At 74.0% G+C, this 24486-nt stretch carries 21 protein-coding genes; 12 read left to right on the forward strand and 9 right to left on the reverse strand.

Annotated elements, in window-relative coordinates; genetic code table 11:
- Positions 1-18 precede the first annotated feature (18 nt).
- The 5 genes from pheS to ACIQ8B_RS10885 all read left to right on the forward strand — a co-directional run bounded on the left by pheS (position 19) and on the right by ACIQ8B_RS10885 (position 7995).
- The gene (gene pheS, locus ACIQ8B_RS10865) at positions 19-1149 is read left to right on the forward strand and encodes a phenylalanine--tRNA ligase subunit alpha (protein WP_403546482.1); all 1131 of its coding nucleotides are present in this window, start codon (positions 19-21) and stop codon (positions 1147-1149) included.
- Complete coding sequence (pheT, locus tag ACIQ8B_RS10870) at positions 1149-3671, forward strand: phenylalanine--tRNA ligase subunit beta (RefSeq protein ID WP_403546483.1); 2523 nt, start codon at positions 1149-1151, stop codon at positions 3669-3671. Before pheS ends, pheT begins: the two co-directional genes overlap by 1 nt.
- 958 nt (positions 3672-4629) lie before the next feature.
- Entirely contained in the window at positions 4630-5694 is a 1065-nt protein-coding gene (locus ACIQ8B_RS10875; RefSeq protein WP_403546484.1) for a PP2C family protein-serine/threonine phosphatase, read from the forward strand.
- A 255-nt stretch (positions 5695-5949) separates the two neighbouring features.
- A complete protein-coding gene (locus ACIQ8B_RS10880) occupies positions 5950-7290 on the forward strand; it encodes a transcriptional regulator (protein WP_403546485.1) in 1341 nt (446 codons plus the stop codon).
- A 177-nt stretch (positions 7291-7467) separates the two neighbouring features.
- Positions 7468-7995: an NUDIX hydrolase gene (locus tag ACIQ8B_RS10885; RefSeq protein ID WP_403546486.1), complete on the forward strand. Its 528-nt coding sequence runs from the start codon at positions 7468-7470 to the stop codon at positions 7993-7995.
- A 59-nt stretch (positions 7996-8054) separates the two neighbouring features.
- Here the strand turns inward: ACIQ8B_RS10885 and ACIQ8B_RS10890 are convergent, their stop codons facing one another.
- On the reverse strand, positions 8055-8429 hold the full coding sequence (locus ACIQ8B_RS10890) for a nuclear transport factor 2 family protein (RefSeq protein ID WP_290004431.1): 375 nt from the start codon (positions 8427-8429) through the stop codon (positions 8055-8057).
- Positions 8430-8525: 96 nt separating this feature from the next.
- Between ACIQ8B_RS10890 and ACIQ8B_RS10895 the strand changes: the two genes are divergently transcribed.
- Positions 8526-9449: a LysR family transcriptional regulator gene (locus tag ACIQ8B_RS10895; RefSeq protein ID WP_403546487.1), complete on the forward strand. Its 924-nt coding sequence runs from the start codon at positions 8526-8528 to the stop codon at positions 9447-9449.
- Between the two features lie 4 nt (positions 9450-9453).
- On the opposite strand, the gene ACIQ8B_RS10900 is transcribed toward ACIQ8B_RS10895, so the two are convergent.
- Positions 9454-10314, reverse strand: a complete 861-nt coding sequence (locus ACIQ8B_RS10900) for a 3-hydroxybutyryl-CoA dehydrogenase (protein WP_106415043.1) — start codon at positions 10312-10314, stop codon at positions 9454-9456.
- A gap of 188 nt (positions 10315-10502) precedes the next feature.
- On the opposite strand from ACIQ8B_RS10900, the gene ACIQ8B_RS10905 reads away from it, so the two are divergent.
- A complete protein-coding gene (locus ACIQ8B_RS10905) occupies positions 10503-11750 on the forward strand; it encodes a glycoside hydrolase family 10 protein (RefSeq protein ID WP_403546488.1) in 1248 nt (415 codons plus the stop codon).
- Here the strand turns inward: ACIQ8B_RS10905 and ACIQ8B_RS10910 are convergent, their stop codons facing one another.
- Positions 11751-11951 carry a DUF1918 domain-containing protein gene (locus ACIQ8B_RS10910; protein WP_290004428.1) on the reverse strand — a complete coding sequence of 67 codons (201 nt, stop codon included), beginning with the start codon at positions 11949-11951 and terminating at the stop codon, positions 11751-11753.
- Positions 11952-12063: 112 nt separating this feature from the next.
- On the reverse strand, positions 12064-12981 hold the full coding sequence (locus tag ACIQ8B_RS10915) for a DMT family transporter (protein ID WP_403546489.1): 918 nt from the start codon (positions 12979-12981) through the stop codon (positions 12064-12066).
- On the opposite strand from ACIQ8B_RS10915, the gene ACIQ8B_RS10920 reads away from it, so the two are divergent.
- From ACIQ8B_RS10920 to ACIQ8B_RS10930, 3 genes are all read left to right on the forward strand, one after another.
- Positions 12980-14416, forward strand: coding sequence for a PLP-dependent aminotransferase family protein (locus tag ACIQ8B_RS10920; protein ID WP_290004426.1), 1437 nt, complete (start codon positions 12980-12982; stop codon positions 14414-14416). The genes ACIQ8B_RS10915 and ACIQ8B_RS10920 overlap by 2 nt on opposite strands.
- Positions 14417-14456: 40 nt before the next feature.
- Positions 14457-14894: a GNAT family N-acetyltransferase gene (locus tag ACIQ8B_RS10925; protein WP_403546490.1), complete on the forward strand. Its 438-nt coding sequence runs from the start codon at positions 14457-14459 to the stop codon at positions 14892-14894.
- A 160-nt stretch (positions 14895-15054) separates the two neighbouring features.
- On the forward strand, positions 15055-15648 hold the full coding sequence (locus ACIQ8B_RS10930; RefSeq protein ID WP_403546491.1) for a histidine phosphatase family protein: 594 nt from the start codon (positions 15055-15057) through the stop codon (positions 15646-15648).
- A gap of 55 nt (positions 15649-15703) precedes the next feature.
- On the opposite strand, the gene ACIQ8B_RS10935 is transcribed toward ACIQ8B_RS10930, so the two are convergent.
- The 5 genes from ACIQ8B_RS10935 to ACIQ8B_RS10955 form a co-directional block, all read right to left on the reverse strand.
- Positions 15704-16153 carry a DUF6314 family protein gene (locus tag ACIQ8B_RS10935; protein WP_290004423.1) on the reverse strand — a complete coding sequence of 150 codons (450 nt, stop codon included), beginning with the start codon at positions 16151-16153 and terminating at the stop codon, positions 15704-15706.
- Between the two features lie 513 nt (positions 16154-16666).
- The gene (locus tag ACIQ8B_RS10940) at positions 16667-18499 is read right to left on the reverse strand and encodes a glycoside hydrolase family 35 protein (protein WP_403546492.1); all 1833 of its coding nucleotides are present in this window, start codon (positions 18497-18499) and stop codon (positions 16667-16669) included.
- The gene (locus tag ACIQ8B_RS10945; RefSeq protein ID WP_403546493.1) at positions 18496-19386 is read right to left on the reverse strand and encodes a carbohydrate ABC transporter permease; all 891 of its coding nucleotides are present in this window, start codon (positions 19384-19386) and stop codon (positions 18496-18498) included. The genes ACIQ8B_RS10940 and ACIQ8B_RS10945 overlap by 4 nt, the downstream gene beginning before the upstream one ends.
- On the reverse strand, positions 19383-20369 hold the full coding sequence (locus ACIQ8B_RS10950; RefSeq protein WP_403546494.1) for a carbohydrate ABC transporter permease: 987 nt from the start codon (positions 20367-20369) through the stop codon (positions 19383-19385). The genes ACIQ8B_RS10945 and ACIQ8B_RS10950 overlap by 4 nt, the downstream gene beginning before the upstream one ends.
- 58 nt (positions 20370-20427) lie before the next feature.
- Complete coding sequence (locus tag ACIQ8B_RS10955) at positions 20428-21726, reverse strand: ABC transporter substrate-binding protein (protein ID WP_403546495.1); 1299 nt, start codon at positions 21724-21726, stop codon at positions 20428-20430.
- A 222-nt stretch (positions 21727-21948) separates the two neighbouring features.
- On the opposite strand from ACIQ8B_RS10955, the gene ACIQ8B_RS10960 reads away from it, so the two are divergent.
- Together ACIQ8B_RS10960 and argC are read left to right on the forward strand one after the other, a co-directional pair.
- Positions 21949-22989: a LacI family DNA-binding transcriptional regulator gene (locus ACIQ8B_RS10960; RefSeq protein WP_106415055.1), complete on the forward strand. Its 1041-nt coding sequence runs from the start codon at positions 21949-21951 to the stop codon at positions 22987-22989.
- 385 nt (positions 22990-23374) lie between these two features.
- Entirely contained in the window at positions 23375-24403 is a 1029-nt protein-coding gene (gene argC, locus ACIQ8B_RS10965) for an N-acetyl-gamma-glutamyl-phosphate reductase (RefSeq protein WP_403546496.1), read from the forward strand.
- Positions 24404-24486 lie beyond the last annotated feature (83 nt).

A 24486-nucleotide genomic window follows, 5' to 3' on the forward strand; every position in this document is an offset into this window, starting at 1 on the left:
ACGGAAACACGGGAAGAGATGTCGGCACCCAATAAGTCGTACGACCCTGTCGAGGTCGAGGCGTTGAAACCGGAAGAGATCGAGCGCATGCGGGACGAGGCGCTCGCCGCCTTCGCCGCCGCGGACTCCCTCGACGCGCTCCAGGAGGCGAAGGTCGCCCACACCGGTGGCACCTCCCCGCTGGCCCTGGCCAACCGCGAGATCGGCGCGCTCCCCCCGCACGCCAAGGCCGAGGCCGGCAAGCGCGTCGGCCAGGCGCGCGGTGCCGTGAACAAGGCGCTCGCCGTCCGCCAGGCCGAGCTGGAGGCCGAGCGCGACGCGCGCGTCCTCGTCGAGGAGGCCGTGGACGTCACGCTGCCCCACGACCGCGTCCCGGCCGGCGCCCGCCACCCGCTCACCACGCTCTCCGAGCGCATCGAGGACGTCTTCGTGGCCATGGGCTACGAGGTCGCCGAGGGCCCCGAGGCCGAGGCCGAGTGGTTCAACTTCGACGCCCTCAACATCGGCCCGGACCACCCGGCGCGCGGCGAGGCCGACACGTTCTTCGTCCGGGCCGCGTCCGACAGCGGTTCCGCCGCCGAGTCCGGCGTCGTGCTGCGCACCCACACCTCGCCCGTGCAGATCCGCTCCCTGCTCGACCGCGAGCTGCCGGTCTACGTGATCTGCCCCGGCCGCGTGTACCGCACCGACGAGCTGGACGCCACGCACACCCCCGTCTTCCACCAGGTCGAGCTGCTCGCCGTCGACGAGGGCCTGACCATGGCGGACCTCAAGGGCACCCTGGACCACATGGTCCAGTCGCTGTTCGGCGCGGAGATGAAGACCCGGCTGCGGCCGAACTTCTTCCCCTTCACCGAGCCCAGCGCCGAGATGGACATGCTCTGCTACGTCTGCAAGGGCGCGTCCGTCGGCAACCCCGACCGGCCCTGCCGCACCTGCTCCAGCGAGGGCTGGATCGAGCTCGGCGGCTGCGGCATGGTCAACCCGCGGGTGCTCACCGCCTGCGGCGTCGACCCGGAGAAGTACAGCGGCTTCGCCTTCGGGTTCGGCATCGAGCGGATGCTGATGTTCCGCCACAACGTCGAGGACATGCGAGACATGGTCGAAGGTGACGTCCGGTTCACCCGGCCGTTCGGGATGGAGATCTGATGCGGATCCCGCTTTCCTGGCTGCGGGAGTACGTCGACCTGCCGGCCACCGAGACCGGCCGTGACGTGCAGGCCAAGCTCATTTCGGCCGGGCTGGAGGTCGAGACCGTCGAACACCTCGGCGCCGACCTCAAGGGCCCGCTGGTCGTCGGCCAGGTGCTGACCATCGAGGAGCTGGAGGGCTTCAAGAAGCCGATCCGCTTCTGCACCGTCGACGTCGGCCGGGCCAACGGCACCGGCGAGCCCCAGGAGATCGTCTGCGGCGCCCGCAACTTCTCCGTCGGCGACAAGGTCGTCGTGGTCCTGCCCGGCGCCACCCTGCCCGGCGGCTTCTCCATCAGCGCCCGCAAGACCTACGGCAGGGTCTCGCACGGCATGATCTGCTCCAGCGACGAGCTGGGCATGGGCGACGACGGCACCAAGGGCATCATCGTGCTGCCGCCGGAGACCGAGGTCGGCAAGGACGCCATCGAGCTGCTCGAACTGGTCGACGAGGTCCTGGACATCGCCGTCACCGCCAACCGCGGCGACTGCCTGTCCATCCGCGGCGTCGCCCGCGAGACCGCCATCGCCTACGGTCTGCCGCTGCGCGACCCGGCACTGCTCGACGTGCCCGGGCCCAACGCCTTCGGCCACCCGGTGAAGGTCTCCGACCCGGTCGGCTGCGACCGCTTCACCGCCCGCACGGTGACCGGCCTCAGCCCCGAGGCGCGCTCCCCGATCTGGCTCCAGCGCCGCCTGCAGAAGGTCGGCATGCGCCCGATCTCGCTCGCCGTCGACGTCACCAACTACGTGATGATGGAGCTCGGCCAGCCGCTGCACGCCTACGACCGCAGCCAGGTCCAGGGCGCCATCGGCGTCCGCCGCGCGCAGGAGGGCGAGAAGATCGTCACCCTCGACGGCGTCGAGCGGAAGCTGCACGCCGAGGACCTCGTCATCACCGACGACCGCGGCCCGATCGGCCTGGCCGGCGTCATGGGCGGCGCCGACACCGAGATCGCCGACCACGACCCCGCCGCGGAGGGCGGCGCCGCGACCACCGACGTGATCATCGAGGCCGCCCACTTCGACCAGGTGTCCGTGGCCCGCACGGCCCGCCGCCACAAGCTGTCCTCCGAGGCCTCCCGCCGCTTCGAGCGCGGTGTGGACCCGCAGGCCGCGTCGGCCGCCGCGCAGCGCACCGTCGACCTGCTGGTGCTGCTCGCCGGCGGCACCGCCGAGGCCGGCGTGACCGAGGTCATCGCCCCGAGCGCGCCGCACACCATCACCGTCGCCGCCGACCACCCGGACAAGGTCGCCGGTGTGACCTACGGCCGGGAGACCGTCGTACGCCGCCTCCAGGAGGTGGGCTGCGACGTCTACGGAGCGGACGAGCTGATCGTCACGGTCCCGTCCTGGCGGCCCGACCTCACCGACCCGAACGACCTCGCCGAGGAGGTCATCCGGCTGGAGGGCTACGAGAACCTGCCCTCCACCCTGCCCAGGCCGTCCGCCGGCCGGGGCCTGACCGCCCGCCAGCGGCTGCACCGCCGCATCGGCCGGGCGCTCGCCGGCGCCGGGTACGTGGAGGCGCTGAACTACCCGTTCGTCAGCGAGCAGGTCTTCGACCAGCTCGGCCTGGAGGCCGACGACCCGGCCCGCCGCGTCGTCAAGCTGGTCAACCCGCTCAGCGACGAGGAGCCCGCGCTGCGGACCTCGCTGCTGCCGGGCCTGCTCGCCGCGCTGCGCCGCAACGACGGCCGGGGCTCGCACGACCTCGCGCTGTTCGAGACCGGTCTGGTCTTCCAGCCGCGGGACGCGGCCGAGGCAGCCGCGAACCTCCCCGTCGACCGCCGTCCCGGCCCCGACGACATCGCCGCGCTGAACGCCGCGCTGCCCGACCAGCCCCGGCACGTCGCCGTGGTCCTGGCCGGGGCCCGCGAGCAGGCCGGCTGGTGGGGCAAGGGCCGCCCGGCCGACTGGGCCGACGCGATCGAGGCCGCCCGGACCGTCGCCCGCGAGGCCGGCGCCGAACTGGGCATCCGCAAGGGGCAGTACGGTCCGTGGCACCCGGGCCGCTGCGCCGAGCTGACCGTCACCGTCGACGGCGCCGAGCGCGTCGTCGGCCACGCCGGTGAGCTGCACCCGCGCGTCCTGAAGACGCTGGGCCTGCCCGCGCGCGCCTGCGCGATGGAGCTGGACCTGGACATTCTGGAGCGGGTCGGCGACACCCTCCCGCAGGCGCCGTCCATCTCCACCTTCCCGGTCGCCACGCAGGACGTCGCCCTGGTCGTCGACGCCTACGTGCCCGCCGCGGACGTGGAGGCGGCACTGCGCGAGGGCGCCGGCGAACTGCTGGAGTCCATCCGTCTGTTCGACGTGTACGAGAACGCCGAGCAGTTCGGCGACGGCCGCAAGTCCCTGGCGTACGCGCTGCGGTTCCGGGCGGAGGACCGCACGCTGACCGTCGACGAGGCGTCGGCGGCCCGTGAGGCGGCCGTCGCCCTGGCGGCGGACCGCACCGGCGCGGTACTCCGCGGCTGACGCCGCACGCTTCCCCCCGTCCGGGCCGGTCACCAGGCGACACGCCTGGTGACCGGCCCGGCGTGTGTTCGCGCGGCGGGGAGCGCCGTGGGCCCGTCTTCGGCGGGTGACGAGGACGCGGGCGCACGGGCACGTGGCGCGGGGCCCGCGCGGTGGAGTGTGGTGGCGTTGCCGCGGGCGGGTGTGGTGGATCAGGGTCTGGCGCAAGGCCCCGCCCCGCCGGTCCGGCCCCCTGCGGTCCGTGCCGGTCGCCTCCGGCCCCTCCACGGCCTCTCCGACCGAGCCCTCGGATGAGACGGGAGCCCGTGCTCCCGCCCCCGCCCTACCGCAGCCACCGCTCCGCACCGCGCCTGTGCGCAGCCTCGCGGAGCCGAAGCGGATCGGAGTCGAGCGGCGGGGCCGCCCCGGGGCGGGCGGGCCCGCGCCGGGGGGGCGGGGCGGGGCGCCGGGGGGGGGGGGGCCCGCCCGGGGGCCCCCGCCGGGCTGGGCGGCCCACGGGGGCCCCCCCCCCGGGCGGGGGCCCCGGGCCCTCGGCGCGGGGCGGTGCCGCCGGTCGTCGAGATCCCGGACGGCACGGCCGGGAGGGCGGCGGCGCACCGCGTGACGGGCGCAGCGCAGCACGGGTGAGGAGCGCGGCCGGGGTGTCGGCCGGCACGTCCTTGCGGTGGTCGGCGCCGAGCGGCCGTACATGGTGCCGGCGACTGTCCAGGGAGGGATCGTCGGGGCGCCGGAGCCCCAAGGGAGCCGGAGGAATGCTTCCGCTTCCGGCATATGCGGGGGTCGGCGCGGGCATGTCAGGGCTGGTCAGCAGGCGGAACCCCGGCGTCCCGCCGGTTACTCACTCGTTCGGGTGACTGAGCCGGGTGAAGCGGCCGGAACGGGGGCCGCACTCGACAGAATCGGACCGGCCTCTCGAGGCCGGTCTGCGCTGTCCGGGCCTATTTGGGGGGCCATCGGCATGATCCGCTTCAAGCCTGGGGCTCCCCGCGGGGCGCCACCCCGGTTCCTGTCACGGCTGCGCTCCCTCGCGGTTCCCACGGCGTGGAGCGCCGTCGCGGTGGCCCACCGCCTGACCTGCCCGCTCGCCCGGGACGACGCCCTCGGCGCCCGCCTGGTCAGCAGCGCCGTCCTCTGCGCGGTCGGCACCGGCATCGTCCTGCACATCCGGCGCCGCATGCTGCGCGAGGTCCGGTCCGCCCGCCGGGTCGCCGAGGCCGCCCAGAGCGTCCTGCTGCGGCCCCCGCCCCCACGCGTCGACGGGCTGGCCGTCGCCGCCGTCCACCTCTCCGCGGACCCCGGCGCCCGCATCGGCGGGGACCTGTACGAGGTGACGGCCACCGAGCACGGCGTGCGGGCCGTCATCGGCGACGTCCGCGGCCACGGGATCGGCGCCGTGGGCACCGGCGCCGCCGTCCTCGGCAGTTTCCGCGAGGCCGTCCACGACGAGGAGGACCTCGCCGGGGTGCTGCGCCGGCTGGAGCGCGCCATGGACCGGCACCTGCGCGAACGGGTGCACAGTGAGCGCGACATGGAGGACGGCGCCCCCGCCGCCGAGGAGTTCGTCACCGTCCTGCTGCTGGAGATCCTCCCGGACGGCGAGGTGCACGCCCTCAACTGCGGCCACCCATGGCCCCACCGCCTGACCGGCGCGGGCGCCGAACCGCTGGCCCGTGCCGACCCCCTTCCGCCGCTCGGCCCGTTCCCGCTCCCCGGCGAGCTGCCCACCGCCGCCTGCGGCCGTCTGCTCCCCGGCGACATCCTCGTCCTGCACACCGACGGAGCGGAGGAGGCCCGCGACGCCGACGGCCGCTTCTTCCCGCTCCGGGACGTCCTCGCCGAGGCGGCCCGCGAGCGGCCGCGGACGCCCCAGGCCGTCCTGCGGACGGTGCTCACGGCACTGCTGGACCACAGCGTCGGCCCGCCGAAGGACGACGTGGCCCTGCTGATCCTCAGGAACGAACGCTGCTCCCCGCCCACGCGGCAGCCCCGCGGCGTGACCCGCTCGGCCACGGCCGACCGGTAGCGCCGCGCGGGGCCGGCGGGCCGTCCGCCCCGCCACGGAGTGTCGGGCAGGCGGCCGGGCGGACGGCGAGAGAACGGGCCGCCGCTGTACGAGGGGGAGCCGGCGGCCCGGCCGGCCTCTTTCGAGGCAATCCAGTCAACCGGCCGGGCACGTTCCGCGACAGCGCGCGCACACTGCGGATGCGGGCACTCCGTTCACACCCCGTGTGAACGCGCAGCCACTACCCTGTCCGCACCGAGCCACCGGGGGCCCGACATGCAGCCCAACACTCTGCTCGACGCGATCCTCGACGAGGCCGGCATCTCCCACGCGGGGCTGGCCGCGCACGTCAACCAGGCCGGGCGGGCACGCGGCCTGACGCTGCGCTACGAACACACCTCCGTGGCCCGGTGGCTGAAAGGGCAGCGCCCCCGGGGGCAGGTGCCCGACCTGATCTGCGAGGTGCTCGCCGCCCGGCTGCGCCGCCCCGTCACCCTCGACGACATCGGCCTCGGCGTCCCCGGCGGGCCGGCCGTCCCGCACACCGGTCCGCTCTCCGGCTTCGTCGAGCGGGCCACCGCCCTGTGGCGCTCCGACCAGCAGGGCCGCCCGCACCTCCTCGGCGCCCCCGCCGTCACCGGCACCCCGGCCGTGATGCCCGTATGGGAGTGGGAGAACCCGCCCGAGGACGCCGACGTCTCCCGCGGCGGCCCGCACCGGGTCACCCCCGGCGACCTGGAGATGCTGCGCGCCGCCCGCGCCCACTACGAGCAGATGTACCGCAAGGCGGGCGGCATGGCGACCCGCGCCCGGATCGTCGGCTTCCTCAACGCCGAGGCCGCCCCGCTGCTGCGCGGCAGCTACACCGACGCCACGGGCCGTCACCTGCACCGCGCCACCGGCGGGCTGGTCGCCGTCGCGGGCATCTGCGCCTATGACTCCGACGCGCACGGCCTCGCCCAGCGCTACTTCCACCAGGCGCTGCGGCTCGCCAAGGCCAGCGGCGACCGGGGTCTCGGCGCCTATGTGATCGCCCTGCTCGTCAACCAGTCGCTGTTCATGCGGGAGTTCCGGCAGGCCGTCGCCTTCGCCGAGGCCGCGCTGCGCGCCGCCGGCCACCGCATCACCCCGGCGCTCGCCTCCGACCTGTACGCGATGCAGGCCAAGGCCTACGCCCATCTCGGCGACGGGACGAGCGCGCTGTCCTGCATCCGGCGGGCCGAGCGGTCCGCCGAGCGCATCCGGCACGGCCACGAGCCCGACGAGACCGGCTATGTCCAGCCCGGCCTGGTCAACGTACAAGTGGCGGAGGCGCTGTTGAGCCTCGGTGAGCTGGCGGCGGCGAGGGAGCACGCGGCGGCGGCCGTGGGCAACCCGGCGCACGACCGGGGCCGGGTGCACCGGCTGGCCATGCTCTGCACCGTCGAACTGCGCCAGGGCAACGCAGACCGGGCGGTGGCCGTGGCCGTGCAGATGGCCGAACAGGCCCGCGGGATGGAGTCGCAGCGGCTGCGCGACCGGCTGCGCGAGGTCCGCGAGCACCTGACGCGCAGCGGGTGCGCGGGCACCGCCGAGGCGGCCGAAGTCATCGACGGGGCGCTGCGGGTCCCGCTGTAGACGGCCGGGCGCCGCCTCCGGCGCACGACGGGCGGCTGCGACCCGTCCCGGACCGTCCCGCGCCCGGCGCGTGCCTCCGCCGCGCCGCCCCATGCGTCACGGGCGGCCCTCGTGCGCCTGCTGCACGGCCGCCGCTGCTGCGATTCTGCCCCTTACTCACCGGAAGGCGGCGGAACCATGCAGTGGACGAAGCGGAACGAACAGCCCGTGTATGCGAACCGCTGGTTCAGCGTCAATCTCGCGGAGGTGGAACTGCCGGACGGCCGTCACCTCGACCACTTCCTCATACGGCTGAGGCCCGTCGCCGTGGCCACGGTCGTCAACGACGCCGACGAGGTCCTGCTGCTGTGGCGGCACCGCTTCATCACCGACAGCTGGGGCTGGGAACTCGCGGCGGGCGTCGTGGAGGACGGCGAGGACGTCGCCGGCGCGGCGGCCCGGGAACTGGAGGAGGAGACCGGCTGGCGCCCGGGCCCCCTGCACCACCTGATGAGCGTGGAGCCGTCCAACGGCCTCACCGACGCCCGCCACCACATCTACTGGTCCGACGAGGGCGAGTACGTCGGGGACCCCGTGGACGCCTTCGAGTCGGACCGCCGCGCATGGGTGCCCCTGAAAGCGGTCCCGGACCTGATCACCCGTGGCGAGGTGCCGGCGGCCAACATGGCCGCGGCGTTACTCCTCCTGCACCACCTGCGCCTGTAGACGGCCCGCGCCACCCCGCACGGCGGACGCACGCGGCCAGCGGGGCGTCCGCCGCCGCCTCAGGCCCCGGAGGAGGCGGGCCGCACGAACTCCGGCTGGTCCAGCACCCGCAGCCAGCTCCCGTCGGGCTGCCGCCGCACGACCTGGGCGCGGGCGCCGGCCCCGTCCCGCGGCGGGGTCGAGGTCAGCGCGATGTCCCCGCTGACCAGGGTCGGCAGGGGCGGCTCCGGCTCGAACCGAGGGGCGTTCGCCAGCACCTTCTCCCACAGCGCGCGGATCGCCTCCCGCCCCACCGTCAGCTCGCCGGGCGGATACGCCATCACCGCGTCCTCCTCGTACAGCGCGGCGACCCCGGCGGCGTCACCGGCGTTGGACCGCTCGACGAACAGCCGGGTGAGGTCCTCCGGACGCATGGCCTTCTCGTACTCCGACACGGTTCCTCCTGGTGTCACGCTCGGACACTCCCAGCGTCACCGTCGGCGCATCGGAAGTCCAACAGATGCCTCTTCCGCCACCTAGAATTTCCAGTCATGGAACTGAGGCAGCTGGAGTACTTCGTCGCCGTCGCCGAGGAGGGGAGCTTCACGCGGGCCGCCGAGCGGGTGCACATCAGCCAGTCCGGGGTCAGCGCCCAGATCCGCCAGCTCGAACGGGAGTTGGGCGCCGAGCTGTTCGACCGCTCCGCCCGCGCCGTCACCCTCGCCCCGGCGGGAAAGGCAGCGCTGGAACACGCCCGTGACGCGCTCGCGGCGGCGGGCGCGGTCGGCCGGGCCGTGGACGAGGTGAGCGGCCTGATCCGCGGCCGGATCACCGTCGGCATGGTGATCGGCTGCACCGTCACGCCGCTGTTCGAGGCACTGGCCGCCTTCCACGCCGCCCACCCGGGCGTGGAGATCTCGCTGCTGGAGGACGCCTCCGACCGGCTCGCCGAGGCGGTGCGCACCGGCGCCGTGGACCTGGCGCTGATCGGGGCGGCGGCCCGGACACCGGACGGGCTGGACGCGCTGACGGTCGTCAGCGAACGCCTGGTCGCGGCGGTTCCTCCCGGCCATGCCCTGGGGAAGCGGCGGCAGGTCACCCTGCGCGACCTGGCCGCGTACCCGGTCGTGTGCATGCCGCCGGGCTCCGGCCTGCGCGCGGTGTTCGACCAGGCCTGCGCCGCGCAGGGCGTCGCCCCGTCCATCGCGCTCCAGGCGAGCGCCGCCGACGCCGTCGCCGGCCTCGCCGCCCGCGGCCTGGGCGTCGCCGTCCTCAGCGAGTCGATGGCGGAGAGCCACCGCGACCGCCTCACCGCCCACGTCATCGCCGACGTGCGCACACCGGCCCTGCTCGCCCTGGTCTGGCGACCCGCCCGCAACCCCGCGCTGAGCGCCCTGCTCACCCACTGCCGCCGGGCGTTCGGCAAGGACGCCGCGGGTCCCGCGCCGGAGAACCGGCCCGGGACCCGCGGATGAGACCTCACTCGTACGTGTAGAACCCCGACCCGGTCTTCCGCCCGAGCCGCCCCGCGTCCACCATCCGCTGGAGCAGCGGCGGAGCGGCGTACAGCGGCTCCTTGTACTCCTCGTACATCGAGTACGCGACCGAGGCGACCGTGTCCAGGCCGATCAGGTCGGAGAGCTTGAGCGGGCCCATCGGGTGGGCGCAGCCCATCTCCATGCCGTTGTCGATGTCCTCGCGGCTGGCGATGCCCGACTCGAACATCCGGATGGCGGAGAGCAGGTACGGGATCAGCAGCGCGTTGACCACGAAGCCGGAGCGGTCCTGGGCGCGGATCGCGTGCTTGCCCAGCACCTTCTCGGTGAAGACCTGCGCGCGGCTCAGCGTGCCCTCGGAGGTGGTGAGCGCCGGGATCAGCTCGACCAGCTTCTGCACCGGGGCCGGGTTGAAGAAGTGGATGCCGATGACGTGGTCCGGCCGGGACGTGGCGACCGCCAGCTTCACCAGCGGGATGGAGGAGGTGTTCGACGCCAGGATCGCGTCGGGGCGGGTCACCACCTGGTCGAGCACCTGGAAGATCTCCGTCTTCACCTGCTCGTTCTCGACCACGGCCTCGATCACCAGGTCACGGTCGGCGAACTCGCCGAGGTCCGTGGTGAAGGTCAGCCGGGCCTGGGTGGCCGCCAGTTCCTCCTCGCTGATCTTGCCGCGCTCCGCCGCCTTCGACAGGGAGTTGAACAGCCGGGTACGGCCGATCTCCAGGGCTTCGCCGGTGGTCTCGGCGACCTTGACGTCCAGCCCGGCCCGGGCGCACACCTCGGCGATACCCGCGCCCATCTGACCGCAGCCCACCACTCCGACGCGTTCGATGTCGGTCACATCGTCCCTTTCGCTCCTGCTTACGGCTGTGGCAAGGTGCCGGGTCCCGGCGCCTGCTCCGTTCGAGCACGTTACTCCGAAGTATCGATGATCGATCGCGGGGGTGGGACATCCTGGCCGGGGGACCGCCTTGACCAGGCGGTTCCGGGACGATCGTGACAGAGGTCCGGGGGAGGACGAGGGTGCGGATGTCACGCAGGGGCTTCGCGGCGGCGGCGATGGCCGCCCTGGCCACCATGACGCAGGGGTCCGCCGCCCCACGGCCGGCGCCGGACACGGCGGGCGCTCCCGCCCGGGGAGGCGCGGCGGCCGGCGAGATGCGCGGCATGTGGGTGGCCACCGTCACCAACCGGGACTGGCCGTCCCGCCCCGGCCTGAGCGCCGAGCGGCAGCGCGCCGAACTCGTCGCCCACCTGGACACCGCCGTCCGCGCCCGCCTCAACACCGTGATGCTCCAGGTGCGGCCCACCGCCGACGCGCTGTGGCCGTCCCCGCACGAACCCTGGTCGCAGTACCTCACCGGCACCCAGGGCGCGGACCCCGGCTGGGACCCGCTCGGCACGGCCGTCACGGAGGCGCACGCGCGGGGGCTGCACCTGCACGCCTGGTTCAACCCGTACCGCGTCGCCCTGCACGCCGACCCCGGCCGGCTCGCCGCCTCCCACCCGGCGCGCCGCCACCCCGGCTGGGTGATCCCGTACGGCGGGAAGCTGTACTACGACCCGGGGCTGCCCGAGGTCCGGGCGTTCGTGCGGGAGGCGATGCTGGACGCGGTGCGCCGCTACCCGGTGGACGGGGTCCACTTCGACGACTACTTCTACCCGTACCCGGTGGCCGGGCAGACCTTCGACGACGACGCCGCCTACGACCGGTACGGCGCCGCTTTCCCGGACCGGGCGGCCTGGCGGCGGGACAACGTCGACCGGCTGGTCCGCGAGACGGCCGAGGGCATCCGGGCGATCCGCCCCGGCACCCGCTTCGGGATCAGTCCCTTCGGGGTGTGGCGCAACGCCGACGTCGACGCGCGGGGCTCCGACACCCGGGCAGGCGTGCAGTCGTACGACGATCTGCACGCGGACACCCGGAAGTGGGCCGGGGAGAACTGGATCGACTACATCTGTCCGCAGCTGTACTGGCACATCGGCTTCGCCGCCGCCGACTACGCGAAGCTGCTGCCCTGGTGGGCCGAGGCGGTCCGCGGCTCGGGCACGCGGTTGTACGCGGGGGAGGCGCTGTACAAGGCGGGGGACCCGGCGCAGCCCGCGGCCTGGCAGGACCCGGCCGAGCTGTCCCGTCACCTCACGCTGGCGAAGCGGTACCCCGAGGTGCGGGGGCACGTGTTCTTCGCGGCGCGCGAGGTGACGGCCGATCCGGCGGGGGCGATGGCACGGGTGGTCGCCGACCACCACGGACGGAGCGCCGGTCCCCCGTCCTGATCAGTGCCGGGTCACGCTCTCCCGGTGCCGGATCTCGGTGTCGGGACCGGGCGAGCAGATGCCCTCGTGCCCGTCCTCGAACCGGACCCGGTACGGCGGGCTGCCGTCCCGGCCGAGCACTTCGACGATCTCGCCGGCCTTGTCGTGCTGGCCGACCACCCTGCCGTGCTGGACAAGCCGGTCGCCCTCGGTTGCGCGCATCGTCGCCTCCTCACCTGTACGGGAGCAGCGGTCCATGCTCCTTCGAGTCTACGGCGGGGGCTGGGACACGCCAGCGGTCCGACAGCGTTGCCGCCGGTCGGCGGACCGTGTGTCAGCCCCGCGCCCGCTGCGTCACCGCGATGCACACCAGGACGGCGATCGCCGTGACCGGGGCCGCCACCGGCAGGTGCTCGCCCAGGAGGAGCACCGACCAGACCAGCGTCAGCAGCGGCTGGGCGAGTTGCAGTTGGCTGGCCTTCGGGATGCCGATGGACGCCATGCCGCGGTACCAGACGATCAGGCCGAGGAACTGCGAGCCCGCCGCCACCCACAGCAGGCCGGTCACGCTGTGCGCGGTCAGCCGGACCGGCTCCGCGGTCAGGGCGACCGCGGCGACCGGCAGGGTGAGCGGCAGGCACAGCACCAGTGCCCAGCCGATGACCTGCCAGCCCGGCATCGCCCCGGCCAGCCGGCCGCCCTCGGTGTAGCCGGCCGCGCAGACCAGCAGCGCCCCGAACAGGTACAGGTCCGCCGTGGTCAGCGCGCCCCCGCTCTGCCGCACGGTGAACGCCACCACCGCCGCCGCGCCGGCGAGGGCCGCCGCCCAGAAGGTGCGCGAGGGGCGCGAGCCCGTCCGCAGGGACGAGAACAGCGCCGTGGTGAGCGGGAGCAGGCCCACCACCACGGCGGCGTGCGCGGTGGTGGACGTCCGCAGCGCCAGTGTGGTCAGCATCGGGAAGCCGAGCACCACGCCCGCGGCCACCACCGCGAGCCCCGGCCAGTGGCGACGGGCGGGCAGCGGGACCCGCAGGGCCAGCAGACAGCCCCCGGCGATCACCGCCGCGAGCACGCTGCGCACCGCCACCAGCGACCAGGGGCCGAAGCCCTCCAGGCCCCAGGCGGTGGCGGGGAACGTCAGGGAGAAGGCGACCACTCCGAGGGCGGCCTGGAGGGTGCCGAAGCCACGGCCGCGCGGGGGAGCGGGGACTGCTATCGGAACGCTGGCAGTAGCGCTACTCTGTGCTCTCATGCAGGAGAGTAGCAGCGTCGGTGAACTGGCGGAACGGCTGCGGCAGGAGCTGGACCGTTACTCTCCCGGAGAGAAGCTCCCGTCCAGCCGGGCCCTGGTCGAGCGGTTCCGGGTCAGCCCCGTGACCGTCTCCCGGGCCCTGGCGCGGCTCGCCGCCGAGGGGCTGGTCGTCACCCGGCCCGGCGCCGGCGCCTTCCGCGCCGTGCCCCGCACACCGGCCGCCCCCACCGGGGACACCTCGTGGCAGGAGGTCGCCCTCAGCGCCGACGGCGCCGCCGACCTCGTCCCCCGCTCGGTCGACGCGTCCGGCGTGCTCGTCTCGCTCGCCGCCCCCGCGCCCGGGGTGATCGAGTTCAACGGCGGCTATCTGCACCCCTCGCTCCAGCCGGAGCGCGCCATGGCGGCCGCGCTGGCCCGGGCCGGTCGCCGGCCGGGGGCGTGGGGAAGGCCGCCGGTGGAGGGTCTGCCCGAGCTGCGCGAGTGGTTCGCGCGCTCCATCGGCGGGCCCGTGACAGCGGCCGGCGTGCTGGTCACCGCGGGCGGGCAGTCCGCCCTGACCACCGCTCTGCGCGCGCTCGCCCCGCCCGGCGCGCCCGTCCTCGTCGAGTCGCCCACCTACCCGGGCATGCTGGCCATCGCCCGCGCCGCCGGACTCCGCCCGGTGCCCGTCCCGGTGGACGCCGGCGGCGTACGGCCGTCGCTGCTCGCCGACGCGTTCCGCGCGTCCGGCGCCCGCGTCCTCGTCTGCCAGCCGCTGTTCCAGAACCCCACCGGCGCGGTCCTCGCCCCCGAGCGGCGCGGCGAGGTGCTGCGCATCGCCCGGCAGGCCGGCGCGTTCGTCGTCGAGGACGACTTCGTGCGGCGGCTGGTGCACGAGGACGCGGGACCGTTGCCGCGCCCGCTCGCCGCCGACGACCCCGACGGCGTGGTGGTGCACGTCGGTTCGCTGACCAAGGCCACCTCGCCCAGCTTCCGGGTGAGCGCCCTCGCCGCGCACGGCCCGGTGCTGGAACGGCTGCGGGCCATCCAGATCGTCGACACCTTCTTCGTGCCGCGCCCGCTGCAGGAGGCCACCCTGGAACTGGTCGGCTCGCCCGCCTGGCCCCGCCACCTGCGCGCCGTCGCCACCGCCCTGCGCACCCGCCGCGACGCCATGACCGCCGCGCTCCGCCTGCACCTGCCCGGCCTCGCCCTGCCGCACATCCCCTCCGGCGGCTACCACCTGTGGGGACGGCTGCCCGACGGCACGTCCGAGTCCGCCCTGACCGCCGCCGCCCTGCGCGCGGGCGTCGCCGTCACCCCCGGACGCCCCTACTTCAGCGCCGAACCGCCCGCCGGACACCTCCGCCTGAGCTTCGCCGCCGTGGCCGGCGCCGGCGAGATCACCGAGGGCGTGCACCGGCTGCGCACAGCCTGGTCCCAGGTGGTGGGATGACGGCTCGACGCCCGCCGCCGCCGGCTGCGAGCATCGGCGCATGACTGCCGACCCCCGCCTGCCCGAGGGCTACGAGCTCTCCACCGACCCCGCCCGGATCGACGCCGACACGGTGCACCGGTGGCTGTCCACCGACGCCTACTGGGCCCTCGGCCGCCCCCGCGAGACACAGGACCGGGCGATCGGCGGCTCGCTCAACTTCGGCGTGTACGACACGGTCACGGGCGCGCAGGCCGCCTACGCCCGGGTCATCACCGACCGGGCCACCTTCGCCTGGCTGTGCGACGTGTACGTCGACCCCGCCGTCCGCGGCAAGGGCCTCGGCACCGCGCTCGTCACCGCCGTACGGGAGGAGGTGCGGGACCATGGCGTGCGGCGCGTGCTGCTGGCCACGCACGACGCGCACGAGGTGTACGCCCCGCTCGGGTTCCGGCCACTGGAGCGGCCCGACCAGTGGATGGCGCTCCTCTTCGAGTAGCCGCGCATACGGTCCACCGGCGGCGTCGCACGGCGTCCGGCGGGCGTTCCGTGCGGAGTCGTTCCGTACGTCCCCGCCGGAGGGTGAGGGCCGTGCCACCTTGCGTCATGGCCGGCCGGTACCTCTTGACCAGCCGACCCCGGCGGCCGACCATCGCCGCATGGCACTTCGGGTCACGTTCGTCGCCGCAGCGGGGAGCTCCACGGTGCTGTCCGAGCGGTTCGAGGACCCCCGGCCGCTGGACCAGGCCGGATGGAGCGAGGTGCAACGCGTCGCGCACGAACTGCTGCCCCTGGCCGCGGCCGACCTGCGCTACTGCTCCCCGGCGCCGCGCAGCCGTGCCACCGGAGAAGGGCTCGGCTACGCACCGCTCGTCCAACTCGCGCTGCGCGACTGCGACATGGGGCGCTGGCGCGGACTGACCCTGGGGGAGGCGATGGCGCGCGAGCCGGAGGCGGCGGACGCCTGGCTCGCCGACCCGCGGTCCACACCGCACGGCGGGGAGTCCCTGCAGGACTTCATCGGACGCGTCGGCGGCTGGCTGGACACCCGGCCCGCCGAGGACGGCTGCCGGGTGGTCGCGGTGGCCGAACCGTCGGTGATCCGCGCGGCGCTCGTCCACGCGCTCGAGGCGCCGCCCGCCACCTACTGGAACTTCGACGTCCGCTCGCTGTCGACGATCAGCGTCGTCGGGCGGCCGGGCCGGTGGAGCCTGCGCCTGGAGAACGTCTCGGCCCAGCCTCTGCGCGCATAGCCCGCCCTTGTACGTAGCCCGCTCCTGCGCCAGGCCCGGCCCGCGCCCGCGGTGCTCAGGCCTCGCGCGCGTGGTCCGTGACGAGCTCCAGGTCCTTCGCCGGACCGCGCACCCGCCAGACCGCGCGCCAGTGGCCGGCGTCCCGGACGGTGAACTCACCCCGGTAGAGGTCCGCCGAGCAGGGGTGGTGGGCGACGTGCCGCCCGGACCGCAGGTCCAGGTCGTGGAACGGCCGGCCGTCCGCGAACCGCACGTCCGCGGTGCCGTCGGGCCCGGGCAGGAAGCGGAGCGTGCGCTCGGCGGGCCGGGTGACACCCCGCCAGGTGAAGTCACCGGACTCCCGCTGCAGCAGGCCACCGCCGTCCCCGTCCTCCGGCGGGGCGAACACCACCGTCCCCAGGAACCGCCCCTCGTCCCCGCTCGCGAGATCCCGCACGACGCGCTCGGCCCGCCACCTGCCGCTCAGGTACGCCAGTACGTCGGGTACCGGCCAGAACTCGCCCATGGCGCCCCGTTCTCCCCTGCTCCTCGGTGCACGACCCGCCGGCGTGCTCCTGCCTCCGCCCCATCTTGCCGTTCGACGTGCGACCGATGCCCTGACAGGGTCCCGACCCCCCCAGGGCGGCGCGAGGAGAGGGGCCGGGCCGCGGACGCGCGCAGGACCGGCGTCGAGCGTGACCGCCGGATCGCGGAACCCGCCTCGTCCCCGTCCGTGCGCGTCAGCGCGGACCGCGTCCCGCGGCGGCCGGCCACGGCCCGGTCCGCGCCCCCTTCCCCGCGTCTGCGCGGGTCCGGCCGGTCATCCCGTGCGGACGCCGCTCCCGGGCGACGCCCGCGACAGGGTCTGCCGTCCGGGTCGGGCGGCCCCGGACCCGCCCGCCCCGGACCCGGCCCCCCGGCCGGTCCCCGCGGACGACGAGCGCGGCGCACCGCGACATCTGGGCAGCCGCGGCGTCCGGGCGTCCGCGGCGCACGTGCGACGCCGCGGCCACGGCCCTGACCGCGGCCACCGCCGCGGTCAGCCGAAGGTCTCGACGTACTCCTGCGGCGGGCCGAGGTCGGGACGGTCGCGCAGGACGACGCGGTCGCCGAAGCGCTCGGTCTCCAGCACGGTGAGGACGTTCTCGCCGGCGTGCAGGAGCGGCCGGGGGAGGTAGAGCGTCCGCTGCGGGCCGATCTCCCAGTAGCGGCCCAGCAGGGTTCCGTTGACCCACAGGAATCCCTTGCCGAAGCCGGGCAGGGCGACGAAGGTGTCTGCGGGCTCGGCCACCTCCAGCCGGGCGTCGGCGAAGCCCGCCCGCCCCCCGGGCGCCGCGGCCGAGGCGGCCCGGGAGACGTCCTGCCGGGTCCACTCGTCCAGCGGCAGCCGGTACATGCTCCAGTTGTGCACCTGCCGGCGGTCCACGAGCACGCCGCCGAGGATGCCCTTCCCCTGGCCGAGCAGAGGGCCGTAGTTGATCCGGCCCTGGTTCTCCACCAGCAGTTCCAGCCGGACGCGTCGTCCGGCGCCGCGGACGGTGACCGCGGAGCTGTCGTCGTCCAGCACGGCCACGGGCTCACCGTCGACGAACAGCTGGGCACGATCGTGCAGGTCCCGCACGGACAGGTCGACGGGCCCCGGGGGGAGGAGCGGTTCGGCCGCGTACAGCACCAGTCCCGCGGCCTGCCCCAGTTCGCCGAAGCTCAGCGGTACCGGTGCGCGTACCGGCTCGGCGGTGGCGCGCAGTCCCTCCAGCAGGGCCGCACGCCGGGTCAGCTCCAGGGAGCGCGGCTCCAGCAGGGGCGGGTCCGCGGGAACGGGCCGGTCCGCCACGGTGGGGTCGACGGCGGCCAGCCGCTCCCGCACCGCGAAGAACTTCGGGGTGAGGGCCCCGTGTTCGGCGATCGGGGCGTCCGAGTCGTAGCTGGTGACGGTCGGCTGGATCCGCTCGCCGTCATGATTGGCGCCCGACCAGAGGCCGAAGTTGGTGCCACCGTGCGCCATGTACAGACTGACCGAACCACCCTCGGCGAGGATGCCGTCCAGGGCGTCCGCCGCGCTGTCGGCCGACCGGACGTGGTGGTGCTCCCCCCAGTGGTCGAACCAGCCGTTCCAGAACTCCGCGCAGAAGAAGGGCTCGCCCCGCCGTCGCTCCCGCAGCAGCGCCGCGGCCTGCGCGGGTCTGGAACCGAACGTGGCGGCGGCCAGTTCCCCGGCCAGGGAGCCGCCGTCCTGCATGAGCGCCGTCGGGCCGTCGGCGGTGTAGAGCAGTTCGGTGACGCCACGCTCGACCAGTGCGTCCCGCACCCAGCGGACGTAGGAGTGGTCGTCGCCGTAACTGCCGTACTCGTTCTCGATCTGCACGGCCACCACCGGTCCGTCCCGGCCGGCCTGGAGGGCGGCGATCCGGGGGATCAGCTCGTCGAACCAGCGCCCCACCGCGTCCAGGAAGGGCGGGTGGGAGGTGCGCAGCCGCATGCCGGGGGTGTCCGTGAGCCAGGCGGGCAGGCCGCCGTTGTCCCATTCCGCGCAGATGTAGGGGCCCGGTCGCACGATGACGTCCAGCCCCTCCTCCCGGGCGAGCCGGACGAAGCGCTCCAGGTCGCGCGGGCCCTCGAAGTCCGCGTCGCCCGGAGTGCGCTCGTGGAAGTTCCAGGCCACGTAGGTGTCGACGGTGTTGAGTCCGAGGGCGGCCAGCCGCCGGAGCCGGTCGGTCCACTGGTCCGGATGGACCCGGAAGTAGTGCAGGGAGCCGGACAGGACGCGGTGCGGCCGTCCCTCCCGCAGCAGCGTTCCGTCCCGGAAGGTGAGGGCGGCCGGTCCGCCGCGGGGGGACGCATGTCCCATGGTGCCGGGCTCCGATGCGGTCATTTCACGGCTCCCGCGGTCATGCCCGCGCGCCAGAACCGCTGCAGCGAGAGGAAGGCGAGCAGGAGGGGGACGAGGGACACGAGCGAGCCCACGACGACGAGCGCGGGCGGTACCGCGACATGGCTGGCGTTCCAGCCGACCAGGCCCACCGTGACGGGCTGCAGCCGGTCGTCGCCGAGGACCATCGAGGGCAGCAGGTAGTTGTTCCAGATCTCCACGAACTGGAACAGCAGGACGGTCACCAGAGCGGGCAGCATCATCCGTACCGAGAGGGAGCGGAAGACGCGGAACTCGCCCGCTCCGTCGATCCGGCCGGCTTCCAGCACCTCGTCCGGCACGCTCTGCGCGGCGAACACCCGGCAGAGGTAGACACCGAACGGGCTGACCATGCTCGGCAGCAGCACGGCCAGCGGGTTGTCCATCAGGCCCACGCCGGAGAACATCAGGTACAGCGGCAGGGTGAACAGCACCTTCGGGATGAGTACCGCCGCCAGCACCACCCCGAACAGCAGCCCGCGGCCGGGGAAGCGGTACTTGGCCAGGGCGTAGCCGGCCAGCGCCGAGAAGGCCGTGCCCAGCAGCGCTCCGATGCCGCAGTACAGCACGCTGTTGAGCATCCAGCGCCAGAAGATGCCGCCGTCATGGCTGCCGAGCCGCGCGACGTTGCCGAAGAGGCCGAAGCCGTCGAACCACAGGCCGGTGCCGGAGAACTGCTCGCCGAACGGCTTCGTGGCGGACACGAGCAGCCACCACAGGGGAAGCAGGAAGTAGAAGGCCGACAGGGCCAGCAGTGCCGTGACCGTGACCCGGCTCGGCACGCTCGCGTCGCGCCGCGAGCGGATCGTGGGCGGTTTCGTGGTGGCCGCGTTCGTGGCGGTCGCGCTCATTCCTGCTCTCCCCGGGCCGTGAACGTGAAGAAGACGAACGACACGACACCCACCAGCACGGCGAGGAGGACGGACTGGGCGGCCGCGTACGGGTAGTTGCCGGCGGCGATCGCGCTCTGCGCGGACATGATCGGGGTGAACGTGGAGGAGACCGCGCCGTCGGAGACGGGCTGGAGCACCACCGGCTCGTTGTAGAGCTGGGCCGAGCCGATGATCGAGAAGACGGCGGTGAGCACGAGCGCGCCGCGCACCGCCGGCACCTTGATGCTCCAGGCGATGCGCACGGCCGAGGCGCCGTCCATCCTGGCGGCCTCCAGCACCTCCGCGGGAATCGACTGCAACGCCGCGTAGATGATGATCATGTTGTAGCCGGTCCAGCTCCAGGTGACGATGTTCGCCACCGACCACAGCACCAGATCACCGTCGAAGAACGGGATGCCGACGCCGGTCGGCTCCAGCATCCGGTTGATCGGGCTCGACTGCGGTGAGTACATGAACGACCAGACCAGCGCGGCGCTCACCCCGGGGATCGCGTAGGGGAGGAAGCTGGAGAGGCGGAAGAAGCCCTTGCCGCGCGCGGACCGGGAGTCGATCAGCAGGGCGAGGACGAGGGCCGCGCCCAGCATCAGGGGGACCTGGACCACACCGAACAGGGCGACCCGGCCGAGGGAGGAGAGGAACGCGCCGTCGTCGAACACCCGCAGGTAGTTCCCGAGCGGGTCGAACTCCTCGGTCGGCGCCGTCAGGCCGAGTCCCGACCGTCGGACGGTGTACAGGCTCTTGACCACGGCGTAGACGATCGGCGCGACGTACATGCCGAGGAACAGGACGATGAACGGGGCGCAGAACAGCAGGGGCCTCAGCGCCCCCGGCCGGCTCTTCCGCGGGCCCCCGGGGACGGGGCGGGCACCGCCGGCGGGCGGCGGCCCGCCGGTGGAGCGTCTGCTGCTTCGGACGTCCGCCGGAGCGGCGGCGTTGCTCACGGGGCTGTTCCTCACTGTGCGCGGTGGACCGGGCGGGCTCGTCGGTGCGGCGGGCCGGTCACCCGGCGACCTCCATGCCCTGCTTCTTCATCTCGCTCACCGTCGCCTGCTGCGCGGTCCTCAGGGCTCCGGCGAGCGTGCCCTTGCCCGCCCACGCCTTGCCGAGGCCGTCGTTGAGGTCGGCCGAGGTCCTGGTCATCATCGGGCCCCAGGTCCAGAAGGAGCTGACGCGCGGGGCCGCCTCGGCGACGACGTCGTAGATCTTCTGTCCGCCGAAGTACTCGTCCGCCCCGCTCAGCCGGGGGAGGTCGAGCAGGTCCTTGGCCGCCGGGTAGAGCGCGGCCTTGTCGACGAGGTCACCGAACGCCTCCCGGTCGGTGCTGAGCCAGTGCGCGAACGTCCAGGCCGCCTCCGGCGCGGCGCAGCCGGCGAGGACGGCGGTGGCGGAACCCCCGGCGTTGCCGACCTGGTCGCCCCCCTCGGTCCACTGCGGCATGGGGGCCACCGCCCACTTGCCGGCCCCCTTCGCCGCGCCGCCCTTGATGACGCCGGCCTGCCACACCGCGCCCACGACGGTGGCGATGTCACCGTCGCCGAGACCGGTGTACCAGGCCTGGTCGTACATCGGGGCGTTGCTCACCAGGCCCTCGTCCACCAGCCCCTGCCAGTAGTCGGCGACCTTCCGGTTGGCCTTCGAGGCCATGGTCACCTGCCAGGCGTCGTCCTTGATCCCGAACCAGCCGGCGTCCGCCTGCCAGGCGAGGCCCGCGTAGTCGTAGTCCATGTACGGCGACGTGATGTACCGCTCGGGACCGGAGGCGTGGATCTTCCTGGCCGCCTCCTCGTACTCGGCCCACGTGGTCGGCGGCGCGAGGTCGAGCGAGTCGAAGACCTCCTTGTTGTAGAACATCACCATCGGTCCGGTGTCCACGGGCGCTCCGTAGACCTGGTCGCCGAGGGTCACCGACTTCCAGGCCGCTTCCTGGAAGTCGCCCTCGGCCCCGGAGGCGTGCTCGGCGACGTCCAGCAGGGCCCCCTGGGCGGCGAAACTGGGAAGCGTCTCGTAACCGACCTGGGCCAGGCAGGGGGCGTTGCCCGCCGTGACGGCGTTCAGCATCTTCTGGTAGCCGCCCTTGGCTCCCGGCTGCACCGACTGGTACGTGACCTTGATGTCCGGGTGACTCCGGTTGAACGCCTCGACCGCGTCCTCGTAACCCGGGGCCCAGCCCCAGAATGTTATCGATGCCTTGCCGGACGAGGAGGCCGGGTCCGAGTCCGATCCGCCGCATGCGGTGGCCGTCAGGGCCAGGGTCAGGGTGCCGATGATTCCGGCGGACCGGGTGATTGATCTCTTCATGACTCCTCTTCCAGGGAGGTGAGGCACGGGAAGACCGTCAGGCGTCCGTGGCGCAGGCGGCGTGCGGTGCTATGCGAAGTGACCGTCGACGGCTCGAACTATGGCAGAAGTTGTTATCGATGCCAACGGTTCACAAGCAAGAAACCGGCGAAGGCTGCACGCGCAACGCCGACCGATTCTGTGAGCGATATCATCGAGGGCCACGGTCACGAGGAAGGACCCATGGTGAAGCAGAGTGCCGACGCGAAGCGGCCACCCGGGATGGCGGACGTGGCGCGAGCCGCCGGAGTGTCCGCGCAGACGGTGTCCCGAGTGCTCTCGGGCCATCCGAACGTCCAGGAGCACACGCGTGCCAAGGTCATGGCCGCCGTGGAGGAGCTGGGGTACCGGCGCAACAACGCCGCCCGGGTGCTGTCCTCGGGCCGCAGCCGCACCATCGGCGTGGTGACGCTGCGCACCCACTACTACTCGGGCGGGCTCGTCACCTCGGGCATCGAGAACGCGGCCAGGGCGGCCGGGTACACCGTCAACGCCGTCACGACCTCCTCGCTCGACACGTCCGCCATCGAGGACGCGCTGTCCCGGCTGGCCGACCAGGACGTCGAGGGCGTCGTCCTGGCCGTGCCGCTCATCCACACCAGCCGCCGGATCGAGCAGCTGACCGAGTCGGTCCCCACCGTCACGATCGACGGGTCCCGCACCTCCGCGACCGAGGTGGTGGCCGTCGACCAGGCGCTCGCTGCGCGTCTGGCCACACAGCACCTGCTCGACCTCGGGCACGACTCGGTGTGGCACGTGACCGGTCCCGAGGAGTGGCTGGAGGCCGCCAGCAGGCGTGACGGCTGGCGCGACACCCTCGAGGAGGCCGGCCGCCCCGTGCCTCCCGCGCTGGAAGGCGACTGGTCCCCCGCGTCCGGGTACCGCAACGGTCTCGTTCTGGGGCGCATCCCCGACGTGACCGCCGTCTTCGTCGCCAGCGACGAAATGGCCTTCGGAGTGATCAAGGCGCTGCACGAGACGGGCCGGCGGGTCCCCGAGGACATCTCGGTGGTGGGCGTGGACAACATCGAACTCGCCGAGTACAGCTGGCCGCCGCTCACCACCGTGGCACAGCCGTTCGCGGAGATGGGGGCGCTGGCGGTGACGCACCTGCTGCGGGCCATCGCGGCTCCGGGCGCCCTGTCGGAACCGAAGTCGGTGGAGCCGCGCCTCGTCGTCCGGTCGAGCACCGCGCCGCCCCGCGACTCCGGCGGCGCCCGCTGACCCTTGCGGCGCGGCCGTTCCCGGAGAGGGGGCGCCCCCGCGTTCCGGCCCTCCGGGAGCAGGGCCGCGGCGGGGTGCCCAGGCTTCCCGTACGGCACGACGAGCGCATGCGGACGGCGTCCGCGCGACCGCGTGGGGCTCGCTCTCCGGCATGCCCACCCGAGTGCGGCACGTCTCCGGACCACCGGGCGGCCGGCTCCCCGCACGACGTCGTGGGGGACCGCCCGGCCGACGACGGGGCGACCGTCCCCCGGTGCTCCGTCCTGCCCCGCCCGCGCCCGCCCCCGCCGGCCCGGCTGCCCGGCCCCCTCCTCCCGCTCCCGGCACCCGTTGCATAAACGTGCAGAGAAACGTATAGTCATGCCATCCAGGAGGAGGGTTTTCCATGGCGGTACGTGCGGCGGTGGCCGGAGCGAGCGGGTACGCGGGCGGTGAGCTGCTGCGTCTGCTCCTGACCCACCCCGGGGTCGAGATCGGCGCCCTGACCGGGAACTCCAACGCCGGACAGCGCCTCGGTGCGCTCCAGCCGCATCTGGCGCCGCTGGCCGACCGGGTGCTGGAACCGACCGCCCCCGAGGCGCTCGCCGGGCACGACGTCGTCTTCCTCGCGCTGCCGCACGGCCGGTCCGCCGCCGTCGCCGAGCAGCTCGGCGACGAGGTGCTGGTGATCGACATGGGTGCCGACTTCCGGTTGAAGGACGCCGCCGACTGGGAGACCTTCTACGGTTCCCCGCACGCCGGCACCTGGCCCTACGGCCTGCCCGAACTGCCGGGTGCCCGCGCCGCGCTGGAGGGGTCCAAGCGCGTCGCGGTGCCCGGTTGCTACCCCACCGCCGTCTCCCTCGCCCTGTTCCCGGCCTACGCCGCGGGACTCGCCGAGGCCGAGGCCGTGATCGTCGCCGCGTCCGGCACCTCCGGCGCGGGCAAGGCGGCCAAGCCGCACCTGCTGGGCAGCGAGGTCATGGGCTCCATGTCGCCGTACGGCGTGGGCGGCGGGCACCGGCACACCCCCGAGATGATCCAGAACCTCAGCGCGGCGGCCGGCGAGCGCGTCACCGTGTCCTTCACGCCCACCCTGGCGCCGATGCCCCGCGGCATCCTCGCCACCTGCTCCGCGAAGGCCAGGCCCGGCGCCACCGCCGAGTCCGTGCGCGCCGCCTACGAGAAGGCGTTCGCCGACGAACCGTTCGTGCGCCTCCTCCCCGAGGGACAGTGGCCCGCCACCGCCTCCGTGTACGGCTCCAACGCCGTGCAGGTGCAGGTGGCCCACGACGCCGCCGCCGGCCGGGTCGTCGCGGTCAGCGCCATCGACAACCTCACCAAGGGCACCGCGGGCGGTGCCGTCCAGAGCATGAACATCGCCCTGGGTCTCGACGAGACCACCGGGCTGACGACGATCGGAGTTGCGCCGTGAGCGACGCACGCGCAGCCGCCGGGCCGCAGACGGTCACGATGCCCGCACCTCTGCGCTGCACGGGCGGAGAAGCGAACGAGGAG

The sequence above is a fragment of the Streptomyces sp. NPDC096105 genome (assembly GCF_044763335.1).
Lineage (GTDB): Bacteria > Actinomycetota > Actinomycetes > Streptomycetales > Streptomycetaceae > Streptomyces.